Genomic DNA, 14482 nt, shown 5'->3' on the forward strand with positions numbered 1-14482 from the left:
GATTGCTGTTATTTTTTAGAGACTAAAAACACCTGGTGTCCGGCCTTTAGGGTCACTTTTTGGGCTCTTACTTTCTTAGAGAAGTAGCCGGAAACGCCTTGTACCACTCCGCGGCTCAGGTCGGCGGCGATCTGCTGGCCTGCTGACTGGGTCATCATAAGGCTCGTTCCGGATTGCTGTGCCATATTGCCTGCCATCTCACTCAGGGCATTCATCTGGGCAGAATAGGGCACTGAGAGACCCAGCTGCCCATCAAGGTCATAAATTCCCAGATCAACGGCAATAATATTGCCGTCCACCTCAACAGAAGTAACCTTTAGCTGCAAACGACCTGTTTGAATCTTGGCGCTCGCGCTGAGGATTGTTCCTTTGGCAATGGTGTGTCCGGGTATTTGCGCAGACTCCAGTAAACGTAGCCTTACAACGCCCTCACCAGTTATGGTTTGGGTTTGCTGTACGCAGGCCCTCACACTGTTTTTGGGCATTACCGCCTGCTGCTGGGACCCTGCTGTATAAAAGCTACGGTTGGCCGGACTTAGGGGGTCTGAAAAGGAACTATCGGCAGGCTCACGATGCAAGGAGGAGACGCTGCTTTTTATCTCGGGGATAAATGCAGCAAAAATTGGCGTCTTAGTCACTGTAGTGGCAACAGGCGCAGCAGTGTTGTTTTTACCCGTATCGCCCGCGCTGGCTGCCGATGGAAGGTACTTGGCAGCCATCTGGTAGGATTTCTCCATCAGTGCCAGTTGGTCATCTACCGTTACTGCAGCTGGGATCTCTTTCTGTGCCAGCTTTTCCCTGAGCTCTTCGAGTTCTCTGCGCAGCTGCTGGGTTTGGCCGCTATCATCTCGATAAAAATTGCCAAGAGTGCTTTGGGCATTTCGATAGCTGTTTACAGCGGCATTGCCCGGACCTTGTGAACTGACCTGTTCTTCCTCAGGTAGAACCTCTTTCTGAGGGTCTGCGGAATTGTCCCCATTCCAGTAATCCGACAGTGTGGTTAAGGTACTGCGCTTTTGCTCTTCTTTCTCCTGGAGCAATTCCTGCTCATAGGCCTTCTGCTTGTCTGCCTGCAGCAGGGCAGCAGAAGGCGCAGGTACTGAATCGTTGAGCCCGATCTCCAGGATTTGCTTTTTACTGGCAGAGGGCTTAAAAATCAAATAGAGGCAGCCCATGCATACAACTCCCATTAAAGTGAATATCAGCGGTTTTTTAATACGCTCTATGACGCCTTTTTTTTCATCAGGCAGGCGGGAAGCTTTGCTTTGGCTGCCATCGTCAGTCAGAATGCTGACGCTAGTTTCATTTTTTTTCATAAGTTTTATCTTTTAGGATTGACTTTAAGCTGTCTGGCAGCGCTGCGGGAGCTTCTTTTTTTGGCCGGACAGGATTTTCAATATGCCCGATCACCATTTGGTTCTCAGATCGTGCCGTATCGCGCCATACATTAAAAATGATCAGGGCGGTGAGCAGCAAATACGCGCTAAAAAAGTATCTGATAAATCGGTGCTGCTTTTGGATCGGCATTTCGTCCCATCGCTTATCGAGTTGCTCCAGCCACTTGTCTATAGCATTTCTTACGTTTTTCATAGCTTTCGTTTTAGCGTTCAATGACCTCTATATCTTTGTTTTCCAAAACGGCAAACTTCTCGATATTAAATCCTTGTGGGTTATTGTCCGAACGTACTGAGTTTACAAGAAAGCAGGATGTAAGAAGGCTGCGCCTGGTCACATTGCTCGATCGGATAATAAATTCCCTGGCATAAGTACGTACCGCATAGGGATACTTTTCAAAATTGCACACTACACTGTCCACTTCAAGGCGCTGCTGCACGTTGCCCGAAATGATGCGGTTGTAATAGCCTTTTTCCAAAAGGTCTTTGTAATAGTCAAAGGCACTTTTATCGGCCAGGTTAAACGCGCGTTTCATATTGCTTTCAATGGCATTCTTATCCGGGGCCAGTGTGAAGAAGAGTTCGTGAAAACGTTTTACGTGTTCGCGCGCTTCCACAGGACGGTTGATCGATGCATCCTGGGCAAGTGCCAGCATGAGGGATTTGCCGTTGTCAAGTACGTAGACTCTCTGGCGCTGTTGCTCTGCAAAGCGGTAGGAATGCCAAAGGGCATATCCCGTAACAGCTGTGCAGAGTAGTGCAAATACAATAGCGTAGAGTCTGATCTGCCTGAAACTGTTCTCGATATTTCTGAGTGTTTTAAATTCCATTTTTCTTAAGGGATTAATTATTTACTGATCAGCCTGCCGCCGATATTTCCAAATGTGGAGCCTGTTGCAGCCCCGGCAATATTTCCGGATTTCATGGCCGTCTGGTTGATATTACGACTAAAGTTTCCTGCCCCGCCAGCCTGAATGATCCAGCCTGTTACCGTCGGTATGGTAAAGTATCCCACAATGCCGATAATCATAAAAATGATATATACAGTATTGGAGGTATCCGGAATAAAGGCGCGGTTCTCAAGCATCTCAATATCCCTCTGGGTAATCAGGGACTGGATCCTGGCCAGCATCGAACTAAAGAGGTCCGCCACGGGAAGCCATAGATACACGCTGACATACCTTGTGATCCACTGGGTGAGCGTGGATCCAAAGCCGTTCCATACTGAAATGGCAAAGGCAATAGGTCCTAGTATGGACAGCACAATGAGAAAGAAAGTTCTAATGGTATCGATCACTAGAGCCGCCGCCTGAAAAAGTACTTCCAAAAGGTTGCGAAACCAATCCTTGACCGCTTTTTCGACCTTATAGGCCTGACGGTCCATGTACATGGCGGTCATCGTTGCAACATCGGAGAGCGACCAGCCCAGCTCTTCGAGTTTTTTATCAAATTCTTCATTAGACACCAGATAGGCTGTTTCCGGATCCCGAAGCATCGCTTCATGTTCCAAGAGGTCCTTTTTTGCCTGTAGCGCACTCAGGTCCAAAACCTGGTTTTCAAGGATACTGTGCGTGCCCTGGACTATGGGGCTTAATACGGCGTTGATGGTTCCCAGCACCATGGTGGGGAAAAACATGATGCAGAGCCCAAGGGCAAAAGGCCTTAGCATCGGGTACACATCGATTGGTTCTGCCCGGCTCAGTGCGTGCCATACCTGCAACGCTACATAAAATAATGCTCCAAGACCGGCCAGCCCTTTGGCTATAGCGGCCATATCGGCCGAGAGCGGCAGCATTTCATCATAGAGCGAACGCAGCACCAGATGAAGGTTATTAGATTCCATATTTTCCATCGCTACCAGTATTTTTGCTGTGGGGTTCCGTACAAGTCAAGCACTCGTTGCGAGTTGTGCTGTTTTTTTGACCTCAATATGCTTACCGAGATATTTTTATTGGTATAATAGCGCACAAGGCTGTGGTAATCTTTTACTTCTTTGTACACACGGTCAATAATATCCATACGCTCCTTATCACTTAAAGACAGGCCCGAGGAGCTCACAATTAGTTTGAGTTCTTTGAGCAGTTCGGTACTCTCGCCCAGCAATGCCGAATAGCCGCTGGCGATTGCTGAGAGTTCCTGGGCTGAAAAATTGGGATCGTTCAACATCCTGCCGAAATTCTGAACATACATCTGTGATACATCGCCCACCAGCAGCACTGTCTGCTGTACCTTGCGCGCATCTTTGACCAGATTGCTTACGGCCTGCAGCTTGTCGTAATACTCCTTGCCCTGTTTATAAACCTTTTCTACTTCCTTGAAATTTTTAACTACATTGCTCACTGTGGAGGAAGTCTGCACGATTTCATTGGCGCTGTTAAGAATCCCCGAGGCAAGGTTGGCCGGATCGGTAACCACAAACTGGGCTTTGGCTGAAGGTGCAGCGGCAATCATTATCGCCGCAGACACCAGAAATAGTATTCTTTTCATTTTCTTTGATTTTTAAAAGGTTCATAATTATTGATTTTCTTTCTCGCGTCTTCTCATGGCGGTCTGCTTGATGGCGAGCTCTACATTCCCGCCGAGTGCTTCTGCGAGCTGCATCACTTCCATTTTTTCGGTCTCTTCTGTGGTATAGGCGTAATACTCCTCAAGGCTTACTTCTGTGGCATATACCGCCGAATGCGTACCTCCCAGGCCAATCCATACTTCCTTATAAAGCCGGGCGGGATCGTTGTTCATATTGATGGAAAGCACCTGCGCTTTTTCCTTATCAGTAAGACCAAGCATGGCCTGTATTTCATCAAATTTGTTCATGTACTTGCGCTGGTCCAAAAGGATCTTGCAGTCGGAGTTGTTGATGATGCTTTCCTTGACAATAGGGGATTGGATGATGTCATCTACTTCCTGGGTGACCACGATCGCTTCTCCAAAAAATTTACGAACAGTCTTAAAGAGATACTTGATGTAATCGGCCATACCTTCCTTTGCAATAGCTTTCCACGCCTCTTCAATTAGGATTAGTTTTCGGATTCCTTTAAGCGTTCTCATCTTGTTAATAAACACCTCCATGATGATTATCGTCACAATGGGAAACAGGATTTTATGATCCTTGATGGCGTCAATTTCAAAGACAATAAAGCGTTTGGAAAGCAGGTCCAGCTCTTTATCGGAATTCAGCAGATAATCGTATTCGCCTCCTTTGTAATAAGGTTCGAGAACGTTGAGGAAATTGGCAATGTCAAAGTCTTTTTCCCTTACCTGTTTTTGCTGCAACACCTCTCTGAAATCCTCCTTAACGTAGCGGTAAAAGCCATTAAAGGAAGGGAAAGCATCAAGTTGTTTGATCCTGTCGATATAGCCGCTCACCGCATTTGATAAGGCCACTTCTTCAGAGCGCGTCGGCGGCTCGTTATCCCTTTTCCATAAAGTCAATACCAAAGTTTTGATGCTTTCTCTTTTTTCAATATCAAAAACACCGTCATCGGTATAAAAAGGGTTAAAGGAAATGGGATGCTCTTCGGTATAGGTGAAATACACGCCGTCTTCGCCTTTGGTCTTTGCCTTGATGAGTTCGCACAAACCCTGATAGGAATTTCCGGTATCTACAAGCAGCACATGGGCCCCTTGCTCGTAATACTGCCTGACCATATGATTGGTAAAAAAAGACTTACCGCTTCCCGAAGGTCCGAGTATAAACTTGTTTCGATTGGTAATGATCCCGCGCTTCATGGGCAGGTCCGAAATATCCAGATGTATGGGTTTTCCAGTTAGCCTGTCGGCCATCTTGATACCAAAAGGCGATGGCGAATTATGATAATTGGTTTCCTGTGTCAAAAAGCACAAAGCCGGTTCAATGAACGTGTAAAAGCTTTCCTCACTTGGAAAATCCCCTGCATTTCCGGGCATCCCCGCCCAATACAGCGTGGCTGTATCGGTAGTATTGTGCCTTGGCTTGCATTCCATAAGGGCAAGGGCACTTCCACAGTCATTTTTGATCTGTTTGAGCTCAGCTTGGTTATCCGACCAGGCCATGATATTAAAATGCGCCCGGATAGAGGATAGTCCAAAGGAGTGGGCCTCATTGAGGTAACGCTCGATCCATTCTTTGTTGATCTGGTTAGCTCGGCTGTAGCGGGCCAATGAGTGCATGTTCCTTGCCGATTTTTCAAACTTCTGTAAGTTCTCCTCGCTGTTGTCCAAAAACAGGTATTGGTTGTAGATGTGATTGCAGCCCAATAGCAGCCCGACAGGGGCGGCAAAGGACAAACGGCAGTCACTCCTGTCTGTGGACAGCTTTTCATAGCGAGTATCGGAGGATACCGCTGAAGGGAGGTCATCGGTATCGGAAAGCGTGTGAAGGCAAAGCCTTTTGCTGCCGATACGTACTTCTTCTGCCCCAAGGGCGATATCCTGCATAGACGCTCCGGCTTCCCTGGACAGGGTCAGGTACTGTTCGAGTAGCCCTTGTCTGCCTTCTTCCCCGAGAATATCCTGCTCTGAAAGACGTTTGATTTTCACAAACCCACTGTCGTTTATAATGCGCTCGAACTGGGCAACGGCTTCCATAAAAAGGTAGATGGTTTCGGTGTCCCTTATTTCTTTTGGTATCAGGGCTCCTTTGCACAATGACGAGAAGTTGCTCTGGGTACGCATACGCTCCTTGGTGGTCTTGGTTAGAAACACGTAGCAGTAATGGTTCAGAAACGGACGCTCATTGAAATGGCGCTGATAGGACCTGGCCAGAAAACTCTGCTGGTCTTCTGCCATATCAGGATTATAGTTTTCCTTGATGTACCAGTCCTGTTTGTGGACCACTGTAAAATCAGGCAGAGTCTTTATGGCCTTATGCCAGGCGGAATGAATCGCTTCATATTCGATAGAACCAACTGTAAAGAGTTCTGGCAGCTGCACTTCAAAGCAGGCCGTAATATCGGCGTCCTTGGACACAATACAGTTGTTCTCCACTGCCAGAAGCGGAAACTTGCTCTGAAGGGTTGTAGTCTTGGCGGAATTTCTCATATGAGGCTGGGTTTAGAAGAAAATTTGACATAGCGATGCAGAGCCTTTCTCGAGATAATGTAGCGGGGATGTTTTTTTCTGGCACTGATTTTCATCAGTCCGTGCTGGCCGTACTTTTTGTTAAGCGCAAAGGTCTGCCAGACAATCATTGAGGCGGCAATTGCTCCAAGAAACAGGCAGATATAGGAACTCGTCCCAGCCATGTAAAGGATCATTACCAGGATAAGAGTTCCGAGGAGCCCGCCGGCAAAAATGAATAGATACTGTGCCTTGAGTCCCCTAAACTCCACGGTCCTTCCAATGCCTTTGTTGATGTTGTAAGTACTCATAAGGCAGAAAATTAAAGGAAGAATGAACGCAGGATGGTAGCGGCCACAATCAGGAAGATACAAGCCCCAAACCAGCTTGCCGCGGTCTTTGAGGTATCGGGATCCCCGCTGCTGAATTTGCTATACACCTTAACTCCTCCAATTAAACCTACCACAGCTCCAATGGCGTAGATGAGCTGTGTTGCGGGATCAAAATAGGAGGTTACCATCTGGGTAGCTTCTGTGATGCCAGCAGCACCATTTCCTTGGGCAAATACGCCATTTCCTGCCAGCATAATTACTGTTGCTGATAACAGGATTTTTTTTGTTTGTTTTTCCATGATTAAACACTTTAAATTGTTGTTATATCCCGCGGTATGCGGGCTTGAGCAACAAAGGTGTTATGGAAATCAAGGCGCTATAACAAAGTGGCAACCAGTGGAATTGTTTGGCATTTGTTGTATAGTCTTAATAAGAATTATTTTATATTCGTGATCTTAAAAAGCGACGTGATAATTGATAACTGACGAAGTAGTGTCGCCAAGAATTAAGACAAGAAAAAAGAATCAATCAAATACAATTTTAAAGCAATGCAAATACATTATATCTGGATAAAGGAATTCAATGCCATTAAAGAACAAGGGGTAAATCTGTCGTCAAAATTCCTTATTCACTTGGATGAGAGCTTTTCATTAACTATCAGGGACAATCCCGATTACATTGATCATTTTTTCAAGGAGAAAAACGTAACTGAAGTAAGTGCAATTATTGGAAAAAACGGGACAGGAAAATCAAGTGTTCTTAAATATATTAAGGACAATTTTCCTGATGGATTAAGCAGCAGGATACAAGATGATATAATTGTCTATTCAACAGATGAAAGATATTTTGTATCCTGTCCCGAGTCAATGGTTATAGACTTAAAAGACAGTACGGGCTGTGATTTTAAAATGAAGAAATATAAAAAAGTACGTTCTTCAGATGGATTGGTTAATTCCGAATATATTTATTACAATTATCTTTTAGATTTTAACGAAGACTCAACTAACTATCACGGGCTGAAAAATATTTCTACAACAGCTATGCTTCTCAAAGAACGAACAAGGATTTTGGGTGAAATCAATCAGCCTGTAGAATTTACAAGAAAACTTCTCGCTGAAACCAGCGACCTACAGTTCCTCCATATGATGGAAGTTTATCAGGCAGTAGTTTTTATTACCAGAACAGAGCAGAAACTACCATTCGAAAAACCTAAGTCGCTCCACATGATGCTTGACGTTAGCGAGCAGGATTATTTTCTTAAAGAGGGGGAAAGAAATCAAAATATTATAAGTATCCTCAAAAAACTTAATGGTATAATTCCTGAATATAAAAGTACAAGTGAAGCCTTTATAGGGAACTTATGGTACTCCGTATTCATCAATTTTCTGATAACAGAAAGAAAATACACAGCTAACAATCCATATCACCATGAAATAGATTTTGAAAAAACGGACAGCCGTGACAGTTACATAATCCGTTTTTTTGACAGTATGTATGGAGTAACAATTCCATATAATATCGATGGTGTGATACATCAAGTGCCAATTGAAAAATTAAATAATCTATCAGTACAGGTACCTTCTTTCCTCGGGTTGGTTTCTAAATTAATAGAAGAAAAAACTATAACTGTTAAAAATGAAGCAGAAGCCTATTTTAACCTGAGTAAAGGCGCCGATCTTGAATTCAAAGACTTTCAGGACCTATATAGTGCCATAAAAGGAATTACATCTTTTATACAATTCAGATGGCACTCCTTAAGCTCGGGAGAACAATCCTATTTATCTTTTATGTCCCGATTTTATTCGGTAGCGCATGAGCAAACAAACCGATTGAAAAATGGACTGGTAATTTTAATTGACGAAGGAGATACGGGCTATCATCCCCAATGGCAGAGAATGTTTTTTAAAAATACGATAGGCTTTTTAAGTTCGTTGTTTCACGACCATAAAATCCAGCTTATTTTCACATCTAATACTCCCTTTTTAACATCGGATCTTCCCAAATCCAATATACTGTTTGTAGAGAAGTCAGAAAATGGAAAGCCTTTTTTTCATGAAAAAGACAATCATAACCAAAGTACATTTGCAGCCAACATTCATACGCTCTTTTCTGATTCTTTTTATATGGACGGAATGCTCATTGGAGACTATGCTAAAGATAAAATAAATGAAATAATAAATTACCTTAATGATGAAGCGATAGGCCATGATACTTACAAAAAAATAATTGACAGTATTGGGGAACCTGTACTGCGTAAAAAACTTCAAGATATGTGGTTTGAGAAATTTGGGCTGCAGGAAAAATTAGAAATATTAAAAAGACAAGTGGCAGAAGTAGAACAAATAATTAAAGAAAATAATGGTAAAAGTTCCCTTTAGTTTATCCGAATTGGATCAGATGGCAATTGTTTTTTACAAAGAGGTAGTCAAGGAATTTGACATTATCCAGAAACTTAGAAACTGGCCAAATAATGATATGAAGCCTGTTATGAATCATATCGCTTCACGACTTAAAACGATTATATGCGGGAGACCGGATCAGTTAGAAGCTGAAATGCTTCTTATTCAGAATATTGCTTATACCGCAAAGCAAAATTTTAAAATAAAGAATCCAACCAATTCAAAAGGAAGCCCTATTACTGATGCACAGATGCATGCCTGGTTCAAAGCTGAAATATTTAAGGTTTTCGATTATGACTCCACTGTAAATTCATTTACTAAAAAAGATTCAGGAAGATTGGCCTACAAACTTGCAAAGAGACTCAAAATGAACACTTGTCCGTATTGTAATGCAAATTACACTTTTACGATACGAAACAAGAGGCTTAAATCACGTCCCCAGTTTGACCATTTTTATAATAAAGGTAGGCATCCTTATTTCTCATTGTCCTTTTATAATTTAATCCCAAGCTGTGCCCTTTGTAACTCAGGTGCCTTAAAAGGACAGAAAGAATTCTCACTGGCAAAACACATTCATCCTTTTTTAGAATCCATAGAAAATATATACCAGTTCAGGACAAAAATTGATGCTGTGGATTTCCTTGTATCTTCCGACAACTTTGAATTAAAAATGGTCTTGTGCCCAAAAATGAAAAAAGGCGATCCTTTATCCATTAAAGCTAAAGGCAACATCGAGGTCTTTGCTTTAGATGACCGATATAAATTTCATAAAGACGTAGCAGAAAGTGTTATTAAAAATTCGTACATCTATAATAATTCGGCCATCAGTGATTTATACAAAACATTTGAGATAAAGGGAAAAAGCATATTTAATTCGGAACGCGAGATAAAGGAACTGATAGTTGGTAATTATTTAAGCTCGGCAGATTCACATAAGCGTATCCATACAAAACTAGTGCGAGATATTGCCGAGGAGTTTGGGCTTGTAATTTAGGTAAAGAGAAAAAAATATTTGGAAGCTATATAAACTCCCCAATATCAAAATCAGTCAAATCGTTTTTCCGCAAAATGGAAGAACCGTTATCTGTTTCAGAAGAAAGTCTCCCGTCCAATAACTCGGCTATTTTACCGGAGGCACTTTCCATGGAATTCTCCAGCAGGCTAAATAATTCGGTTCCCTGTATTTTTTGAACCAAAGCTATCGCTGTTTCCTCTTGAGAGGGCTCCAATTTGTCTTTTTGAAGCAGCATCCCCACGCAGCTTAGTTCCTCGAAGGTAACCCCTTGGGCAAAACCGTTATCTCCGCCGGATATTCCATATCTGTTCCATTCTTCTTCCTCTTCTTCTAAATCAGGTTCATTTCTGCAAACAATGTCAAGTTCTTCCTGCGGAATTCCTATATCGATATCCTCTTCGATTTCCACATCAAAATTAGCGGTTTGCTGATCCGGAATTTTATTGTGGCAATCTATGGCTCTTTTTGGTATCGAAAGTCTCCTCGTAGGTTTTGGTTGCCCCATAATATCAGGCAGTTTTGTGTTAGTTTTCTCCTGTTTTGGTTTTTGCCCCTGACCTTTACCAATCACAATTTTATCCTGAAGCAGCAAGGCAATAACTAGGAGCAGACAGATAAAAATTAAAGTTTCCATAATTATAAAATAGGTTTGTATTTATCGTTGAAACTTCTGATAATTTGCTCCCCGAACTCCTGGAAGTGATATTCCAGAAGATTGTCCAGATAAGCGTAAATGGTTATTTTATCTTCGCCAATGACTTGGACAATCCGCGATAGTTTCTCATGAAAATCCGGACGGATATACACCGTCTTGCCATTACGGGCGTTCGTGAGAGGCCTTTTAAAGAAAACACTATCGTAATCGGCCTCGTTTAGCTTTTTTGCTGTAATGCGTTCCTTCACGGCACGTTTTTCAGGTAAGGCCTTTATCGGATCGTCGCGTTGTTCTTTGGGAAGCTGCAGTCCTTCTTTTTTAACTCCGTCTACCATCAGACTCATCATGAGCTCCTCGTTAATTTCAGGATTGTTTTTCTTCTTATTGTCATTTTCCATAATCTTATAATTGAACGATTTGTAAAAATTCTGTCATAAATTGGTCAAGCCTGCAGGACTTCATGAGTCGCTGGTCAGCTGGCATCAACGTGGAACGGAAAACAGTTCTGGCGCCAGCTTCGCTTTCCTTGCGAAAACGGGTGCTGTTCATGACTTGGCTCTGCATAAGAGATAATCCAAGCTCATCAATGAGTATGTTGTAAAGCCCATACAAAGGAGAGCGTTCACGACCGTCTACCTGATTCCAAAACAAATTGATCGATTTAATATAGGTTTCTCCTTTTTTCATAATGACATCCTGCATGAGCTGGGTAAAAATTAGCGTGCTTTCCATAACAACGCGATCTGCTGTGATGGGCGTAAAAATATGATGCATTCCGGCCAGGGCTTTTAGAATGCCAGGAGTATTGACAGTTCCCGGAAGATCAAAAAATACAAAATCAACCGGTTTGGGTGCAGAATCTAAGAAATCATGCGCAGCCTGTAGTACATCTTCAGCTTTATGCTGGATCACGGGATATGCTTTTTTGTTGATTGTGGAAAATTGTTTGAATGCTGCCCTTTTTAAAAAATCATTTTCCATTATCATCGATAGATCACGGGTCTTCATTTTCATCAGGCTGTGTTGTGGAAAGTCGGCGTCAAATACCGCAACATTGTAGCCCAGTCGGTAATGCAGTGTACTGGCTACAAGGGCGGTAAAGGTAGTTTTGCCTACACCTCCCTTTTGGGAGGAAAAAGCAACAAATACTGGATTGTGTTGTGTTTTCATTGTATAAATATTTAATTATTTACTTGTATAGGTACGTATGCGGATTGGTGTCTTCTAGCTTCTGTACGTAGGTATTTCTATATTTTAATTGATAACGTATGTCTCTCATATTACATATGCCTGCATAAATAAGTTTGTATCATCACATGGCCATAGATATTAGCGCAAGTGCAAAGATGTTCACTGTTGTAGGTGTGTAATTTTATCTGCTTATCTGGATCCATCTATATTCATATGTTCATATATACATAAGGACATAAGGCTTCAGGTACATGATTATGTAAGTATATAAAACCCTAGATGTCTTTTTACATCTGTCTGCAAGCACAAAGAAATGCACATAGCTAAATCATTTTATTTTAAAGGAAGACATTGGCTAGCTTAGTCAGTGTTTGGCATTGTGACACAATGCAGTGCTTTACAGCGCAGGGTTTTACTTTGTAGAGTAATTTTTAATAACCCTGATAATGCAAAACAAACTAAATCTATCTGGCAAAAAACAGGACAGCTTAAAGCTGTCTTTCCCTGCTTCATTTAATCCGTCCCGCAGGGCGGATTTTTGTGTTCACCAGAACACGGCAAGTTGTGTTTTGAGGCACTCGAAACTCGAGTAGTGCCCCAAAACAACTTGCCCTGCCGGGGGCTTAAAAACGCCTTCCGAAGTCAGGGTTTTACGTAATTTATAATTGGATATTTTATGGATGAGAAGAATAACAAAAAAAGGAGTAAAGGCGGTCGGACGCCAAAAGATGACCCGAGTATTCATCGTCATGTTTTTCGCTTGACCCAGGGCGAAAATGCTAAACTAATGTCGCTTTTTGAAGCATCAGGGATGACCAACAAAGCAAAGTTTATAATTTCAATTCTTTTGTCAAAGGAGATCAAAACGGTTAAAATTGACAAAGGAACGGTTGATTTTTATATGCGTCTGACTTCTTTTCACAGTCAGTTCCGCTCAGTTGGGGTGAATTACAATCAGGTTGTGAAGCTTTTGTATAATCACTTTTCGGAGAAAAAAGCAGCAGCTTATCTCTACAAACTGGAAAAACAGACAATTGAATTTGCAGTGTTATGCCAAAAAATTATCCAATTAGCTCAAGAATTTGAACAAAAACACCTAAAAAAATAGCCTTGAAATGATAGCTAAAATAGCAAGAGGAAGCAATTTGTATGGAGCGCTAGCATACAATCAGCTCAAAGTTGAAAAAGAAATGGGGCAAATTTTGTTTCAAAGTAGAATGATTGAAACGCCCAGCGGGCAGTATTCTGCAGCTCAATTAGCCCAATCATTTGAACCGCACCTGATTGCCAACCGCAATACAGAGAAGCACACACTACATATCTCCATAAATCCAGACCCCAAAGATAAGGTAAGTGATGAGCATTATAGAGAGATGGCAGTGGATTATATGCAGGAAATGGGTTACGGCCAGCAGCCTTTCGTTGTATTTAAGCATACCGATCTTGACAGAACCCATATCCATATCGTATCGGTATGCGTTGATGAAGACGGAAAAAAGATATCGGACAAGTTTGAAAAAAGACGTTCAATGAATATCTGCAGGGAGATGGAAAAGAAGTATGGCCTAATACCGGCAACAGATAAAGATAGACAGGTCAATGATAAAATTTTTCAAGCAGTGGATTATCAGAAAGGGGATGTAAAAAGTCAGATCGCTTCAGTTGTCCGTTACCTGCCCAAGCACTACAAATTTGAGACTTTAGGTGAATACAATGCCCTGCTTTCACTGTTCAATATAACTACTGAAAAAGTGGAAGGAGTACTGCAGGGAAAAATGCGACAGGGTTTATTGTATTTCCCTTTAAAGAATAATGCAGATAAGGCAGGACACGGTTTAAAAGCATCTTTATTTGGTAAAAGTGCAGGACTTTCTTTTTTGGATTTACACTTTGCAAAATGCAGAGAGGACTTAAAGGATAACGAGGTAAAATCAGCCCTTAAAGATGTTATTAGAAACGAGGCGCAGTCAACCCGCAATGAAGAGGATTTTAAAAGACAGTTAGCCAAGCACGGTATTAACGTGATGGTTCGCAGTAATGAGTCGGGCCGGGTTTATGGAATAACTTTTATTGACCATAATTCAAGAACAGTATGGAATGGCTCGCGTTTAGGAAAGGAGTTTGCAGCTAATGCGTTTAACGATTACTGGGAAAATAAGTGCAAAACGAATATTAACGAACCTTTTGCTATTGAACCTAAAATTTTTCATTCAAGAAATTTTCAGGAAGAGCCTGAAGGAAATCCGCATGTATTGTTCGACTTTTTGAAAGTGGACATGAAGCAGGGCCAGACAATTGAGTGGTGTAGTTTAATTCCTTTGGCACAGGGTGAAGATTTTGAGGAACAGAATTTTGCCAATATGATCAGAAAAAAAAGAAAAAAGGGATCAGGCAGATAACTTTAAAATCAAAACTATCCGAAAAGCGGGCAGCTTTATCGGATAGCTTAGTTTGAGAGA

15 protein-coding genes are annotated in these 14482 nt (G+C 42.1%); 4 read left to right on the forward strand and 11 right to left on the reverse strand.

Going from position 1 to position 14482, the window contains the following annotated elements; all coding sequences use genetic code 11:
- Positions 1-8: 8 nt before the first annotated feature.
- From traM to ACHRWY_RS05065, 8 genes are read right to left on the reverse strand one after another with little or no spacing between them, the layout of a single operon-like run.
- The gene (gene traM, locus ACHRWY_RS05030; protein WP_395353128.1) at positions 9-1316 is read right to left on the reverse strand and encodes a conjugative transposon protein TraM; all 1308 of its coding nucleotides are present in this window, start codon (positions 1314-1316) and stop codon (positions 9-11) included.
- Positions 1303-1590, reverse strand: a complete 288-nt coding sequence (locus ACHRWY_RS05035; RefSeq protein ID WP_395353129.1) for a nitrogen regulatory IIA protein — start codon at positions 1588-1590, stop codon at positions 1303-1305. Before ACHRWY_RS05035 ends, traM begins: the two co-directional genes overlap by 14 nt.
- Before the next feature lie 10 nt (positions 1591-1600).
- Positions 1601-2224: a conjugative transposon protein TraK gene (gene traK, locus ACHRWY_RS05040; RefSeq protein ID WP_395353130.1), complete on the reverse strand. Its 624-nt coding sequence runs from the start codon at positions 2222-2224 to the stop codon at positions 1601-1603.
- A 17-nt stretch (positions 2225-2241) separates the two neighbouring features.
- Complete coding sequence (gene traJ / locus ACHRWY_RS05045) at positions 2242-3237, reverse strand: conjugative transposon protein TraJ (RefSeq protein WP_395353218.1); 996 nt, start codon at positions 3235-3237, stop codon at positions 2242-2244.
- 11 nt (positions 3238-3248) lie between these two features.
- Positions 3249-3881, reverse strand: a complete 633-nt coding sequence (locus ACHRWY_RS05050; protein WP_395353131.1) for a DUF4141 domain-containing protein — start codon at positions 3879-3881, stop codon at positions 3249-3251.
- A gap of 27 nt (positions 3882-3908) precedes the next feature.
- Positions 3909-6413, reverse strand: coding sequence for a TraG family conjugative transposon ATPase (locus ACHRWY_RS05055; protein WP_395353132.1), 2505 nt, complete (start codon positions 6411-6413; stop codon positions 3909-3911).
- Positions 6410-6742: a DUF4133 domain-containing protein gene (locus ACHRWY_RS05060; protein WP_395353134.1), complete on the reverse strand. Its 333-nt coding sequence runs from the start codon at positions 6740-6742 to the stop codon at positions 6410-6412. The genes ACHRWY_RS05055 and ACHRWY_RS05060 overlap by 4 nt, the downstream gene beginning before the upstream one ends.
- An 11-nt stretch (positions 6743-6753) precedes the next feature.
- Entirely contained in the window at positions 6754-7062 is a 309-nt protein-coding gene (locus tag ACHRWY_RS05065; protein ID WP_395353135.1) for a DUF4134 domain-containing protein, read from the reverse strand.
- 249 nt (positions 7063-7311) lie between these two features.
- Here ACHRWY_RS05065 and ACHRWY_RS05070 point away from each other — a divergent pair, with 249 nt between their 5' ends.
- Positions 7312-9141 carry a hypothetical protein gene (locus ACHRWY_RS05070; protein WP_395353136.1) on the forward strand — a complete coding sequence of 610 codons (1830 nt, stop codon included), beginning with the start codon at positions 7312-7314 and terminating at the stop codon, positions 9139-9141.
- Complete coding sequence (locus ACHRWY_RS05075) at positions 9122-10156, forward strand: hypothetical protein (RefSeq protein ID WP_395353138.1); 1035 nt, start codon at positions 9122-9124, stop codon at positions 10154-10156. Before ACHRWY_RS05070 ends, ACHRWY_RS05075 begins: the two co-directional genes overlap by 20 nt.
- Positions 10157-10181: 25 nt before the next feature.
- Here ACHRWY_RS05075 and ACHRWY_RS05080 read toward each other — a convergent pair whose 3' ends face one another.
- The 3 genes from ACHRWY_RS05080 to ACHRWY_RS05090 are packed head-to-tail and all read right to left on the reverse strand — an operon-like array spanning position 10182 to position 12002.
- Positions 10182-10811 carry a conjugal transfer protein TraD gene (locus tag ACHRWY_RS05080; RefSeq protein ID WP_395353139.1) on the reverse strand — a complete coding sequence of 210 codons (630 nt, stop codon included), beginning with the start codon at positions 10809-10811 and terminating at the stop codon, positions 10182-10184.
- Between the two features lie 2 nt (positions 10812-10813).
- The gene (locus tag ACHRWY_RS05085) at positions 10814-11230 is read right to left on the reverse strand and encodes a DUF3408 domain-containing protein (protein ID WP_395353140.1); all 417 of its coding nucleotides are present in this window, start codon (positions 11228-11230) and stop codon (positions 10814-10816) included.
- Between the two features lie 4 nt (positions 11231-11234).
- Positions 11235-12002: a ParA family protein gene (locus ACHRWY_RS05090; protein ID WP_395353141.1), complete on the reverse strand. Its 768-nt coding sequence runs from the start codon at positions 12000-12002 to the stop codon at positions 11235-11237.
- Positions 12003-12699: 697 nt separating this feature from the next.
- Between ACHRWY_RS05090 and mobA the strand changes: the two genes are divergently transcribed.
- The gene (gene mobA, locus ACHRWY_RS05095) at positions 12700-13131 is read left to right on the forward strand and encodes a conjugal transfer protein MobA (protein WP_395353143.1); all 432 of its coding nucleotides are present in this window, start codon (positions 12700-12702) and stop codon (positions 13129-13131) included.
- Positions 13132-13138: 7 nt separating this feature from the next.
- Positions 13139-14422 carry a conjugal transfer protein MobB gene (gene mobB, locus ACHRWY_RS05100; RefSeq protein WP_395353144.1) on the forward strand — a complete coding sequence of 428 codons (1284 nt, stop codon included), beginning with the start codon at positions 13139-13141 and terminating at the stop codon, positions 14420-14422.
- Positions 14423-14482 lie beyond the last annotated feature (60 nt).

Origin of the sequence: Flavobacterium sp. FlaQc-48, from assembly GCF_044007335.1 — a bacterium.
GTDB lineage: Bacteria > Bacteroidota > Bacteroidia > Flavobacteriales > Flavobacteriaceae > Flavobacterium.

What these genes read in the sequence shown, in the direction of transcription:
- ACHRWY_RS05065 (WP_395353135.1), bottom strand. Translation starts at nt 7,062, where the DNA reads ATGGAAAAACAAACAAAAAAAATCCTGTTATCAGCAACAGTAATTATG.
- mobB (WP_395353144.1), top strand. Translation starts at nt 13,139, where the DNA reads ATGATAGCTAAAATAGCAAGAGGAAGCAATTTGTATGGAGCGCTAGCA.
- traJ (WP_395353218.1), bottom strand. Translation starts at nt 3,237, where the DNA reads ATGGAATCTAATAACCTTCATCTGGTGCTGCGTTCGCTCTATGATGAA.
- ACHRWY_RS05075 (WP_395353138.1), top strand. Translation starts at nt 9,122, where the DNA reads ATGGTAAAAGTTCCCTTTAGTTTATCCGAATTGGATCAGATGGCAATT.
- traK (WP_395353130.1), bottom strand. Translation starts at nt 2,224, where the DNA reads ATGGAATTTAAAACACTCAGAAATATCGAGAACAGTTTCAGGCAGATC.
- ACHRWY_RS05050 (WP_395353131.1), bottom strand. Translation starts at nt 3,881, where the DNA reads ATGAAAAGAATACTATTTCTGGTGTCTGCGGCGATAATGATTGCCGCT.
- ACHRWY_RS05080 (WP_395353139.1), bottom strand. Translation starts at nt 10,811, where the DNA reads ATGGAAACTTTAATTTTTATCTGTCTGCTCCTAGTTATTGCCTTGCTG.
- ACHRWY_RS05090 (WP_395353141.1), bottom strand. Translation starts at nt 12,002, where the DNA reads ATGAAAACACAACACAATCCAGTATTTGTTGCTTTTTCCTCCCAAAAG.
- ACHRWY_RS05060 (WP_395353134.1), bottom strand. Translation starts at nt 6,742, where the DNA reads ATGAGTACTTACAACATCAACAAAGGCATTGGAAGGACCGTGGAGTTT.
- ACHRWY_RS05070 (WP_395353136.1), top strand. Translation starts at nt 7,312, where the DNA reads ATGCAAATACATTATATCTGGATAAAGGAATTCAATGCCATTAAAGAA.
- ACHRWY_RS05035 (WP_395353129.1), bottom strand. Translation starts at nt 1,590, where the DNA reads ATGAAAAACGTAAGAAATGCTATAGACAAGTGGCTGGAGCAACTCGAT.
- traM (WP_395353128.1), bottom strand. Translation starts at nt 1,316, where the DNA reads ATGAAAAAAAATGAAACTAGCGTCAGCATTCTGACTGACGATGGCAGC.
- mobA (WP_395353143.1), top strand. Translation starts at nt 12,700, where the DNA reads ATGGATGAGAAGAATAACAAAAAAAGGAGTAAAGGCGGTCGGACGCCA.
- ACHRWY_RS05085 (WP_395353140.1), bottom strand. Translation starts at nt 11,230, where the DNA reads ATGGAAAATGACAATAAGAAGAAAAACAATCCTGAAATTAACGAGGAG.
- ACHRWY_RS05055 (WP_395353132.1), bottom strand. Translation starts at nt 6,413, where the DNA reads ATGAGAAATTCCGCCAAGACTACAACCCTTCAGAGCAAGTTTCCGCTT.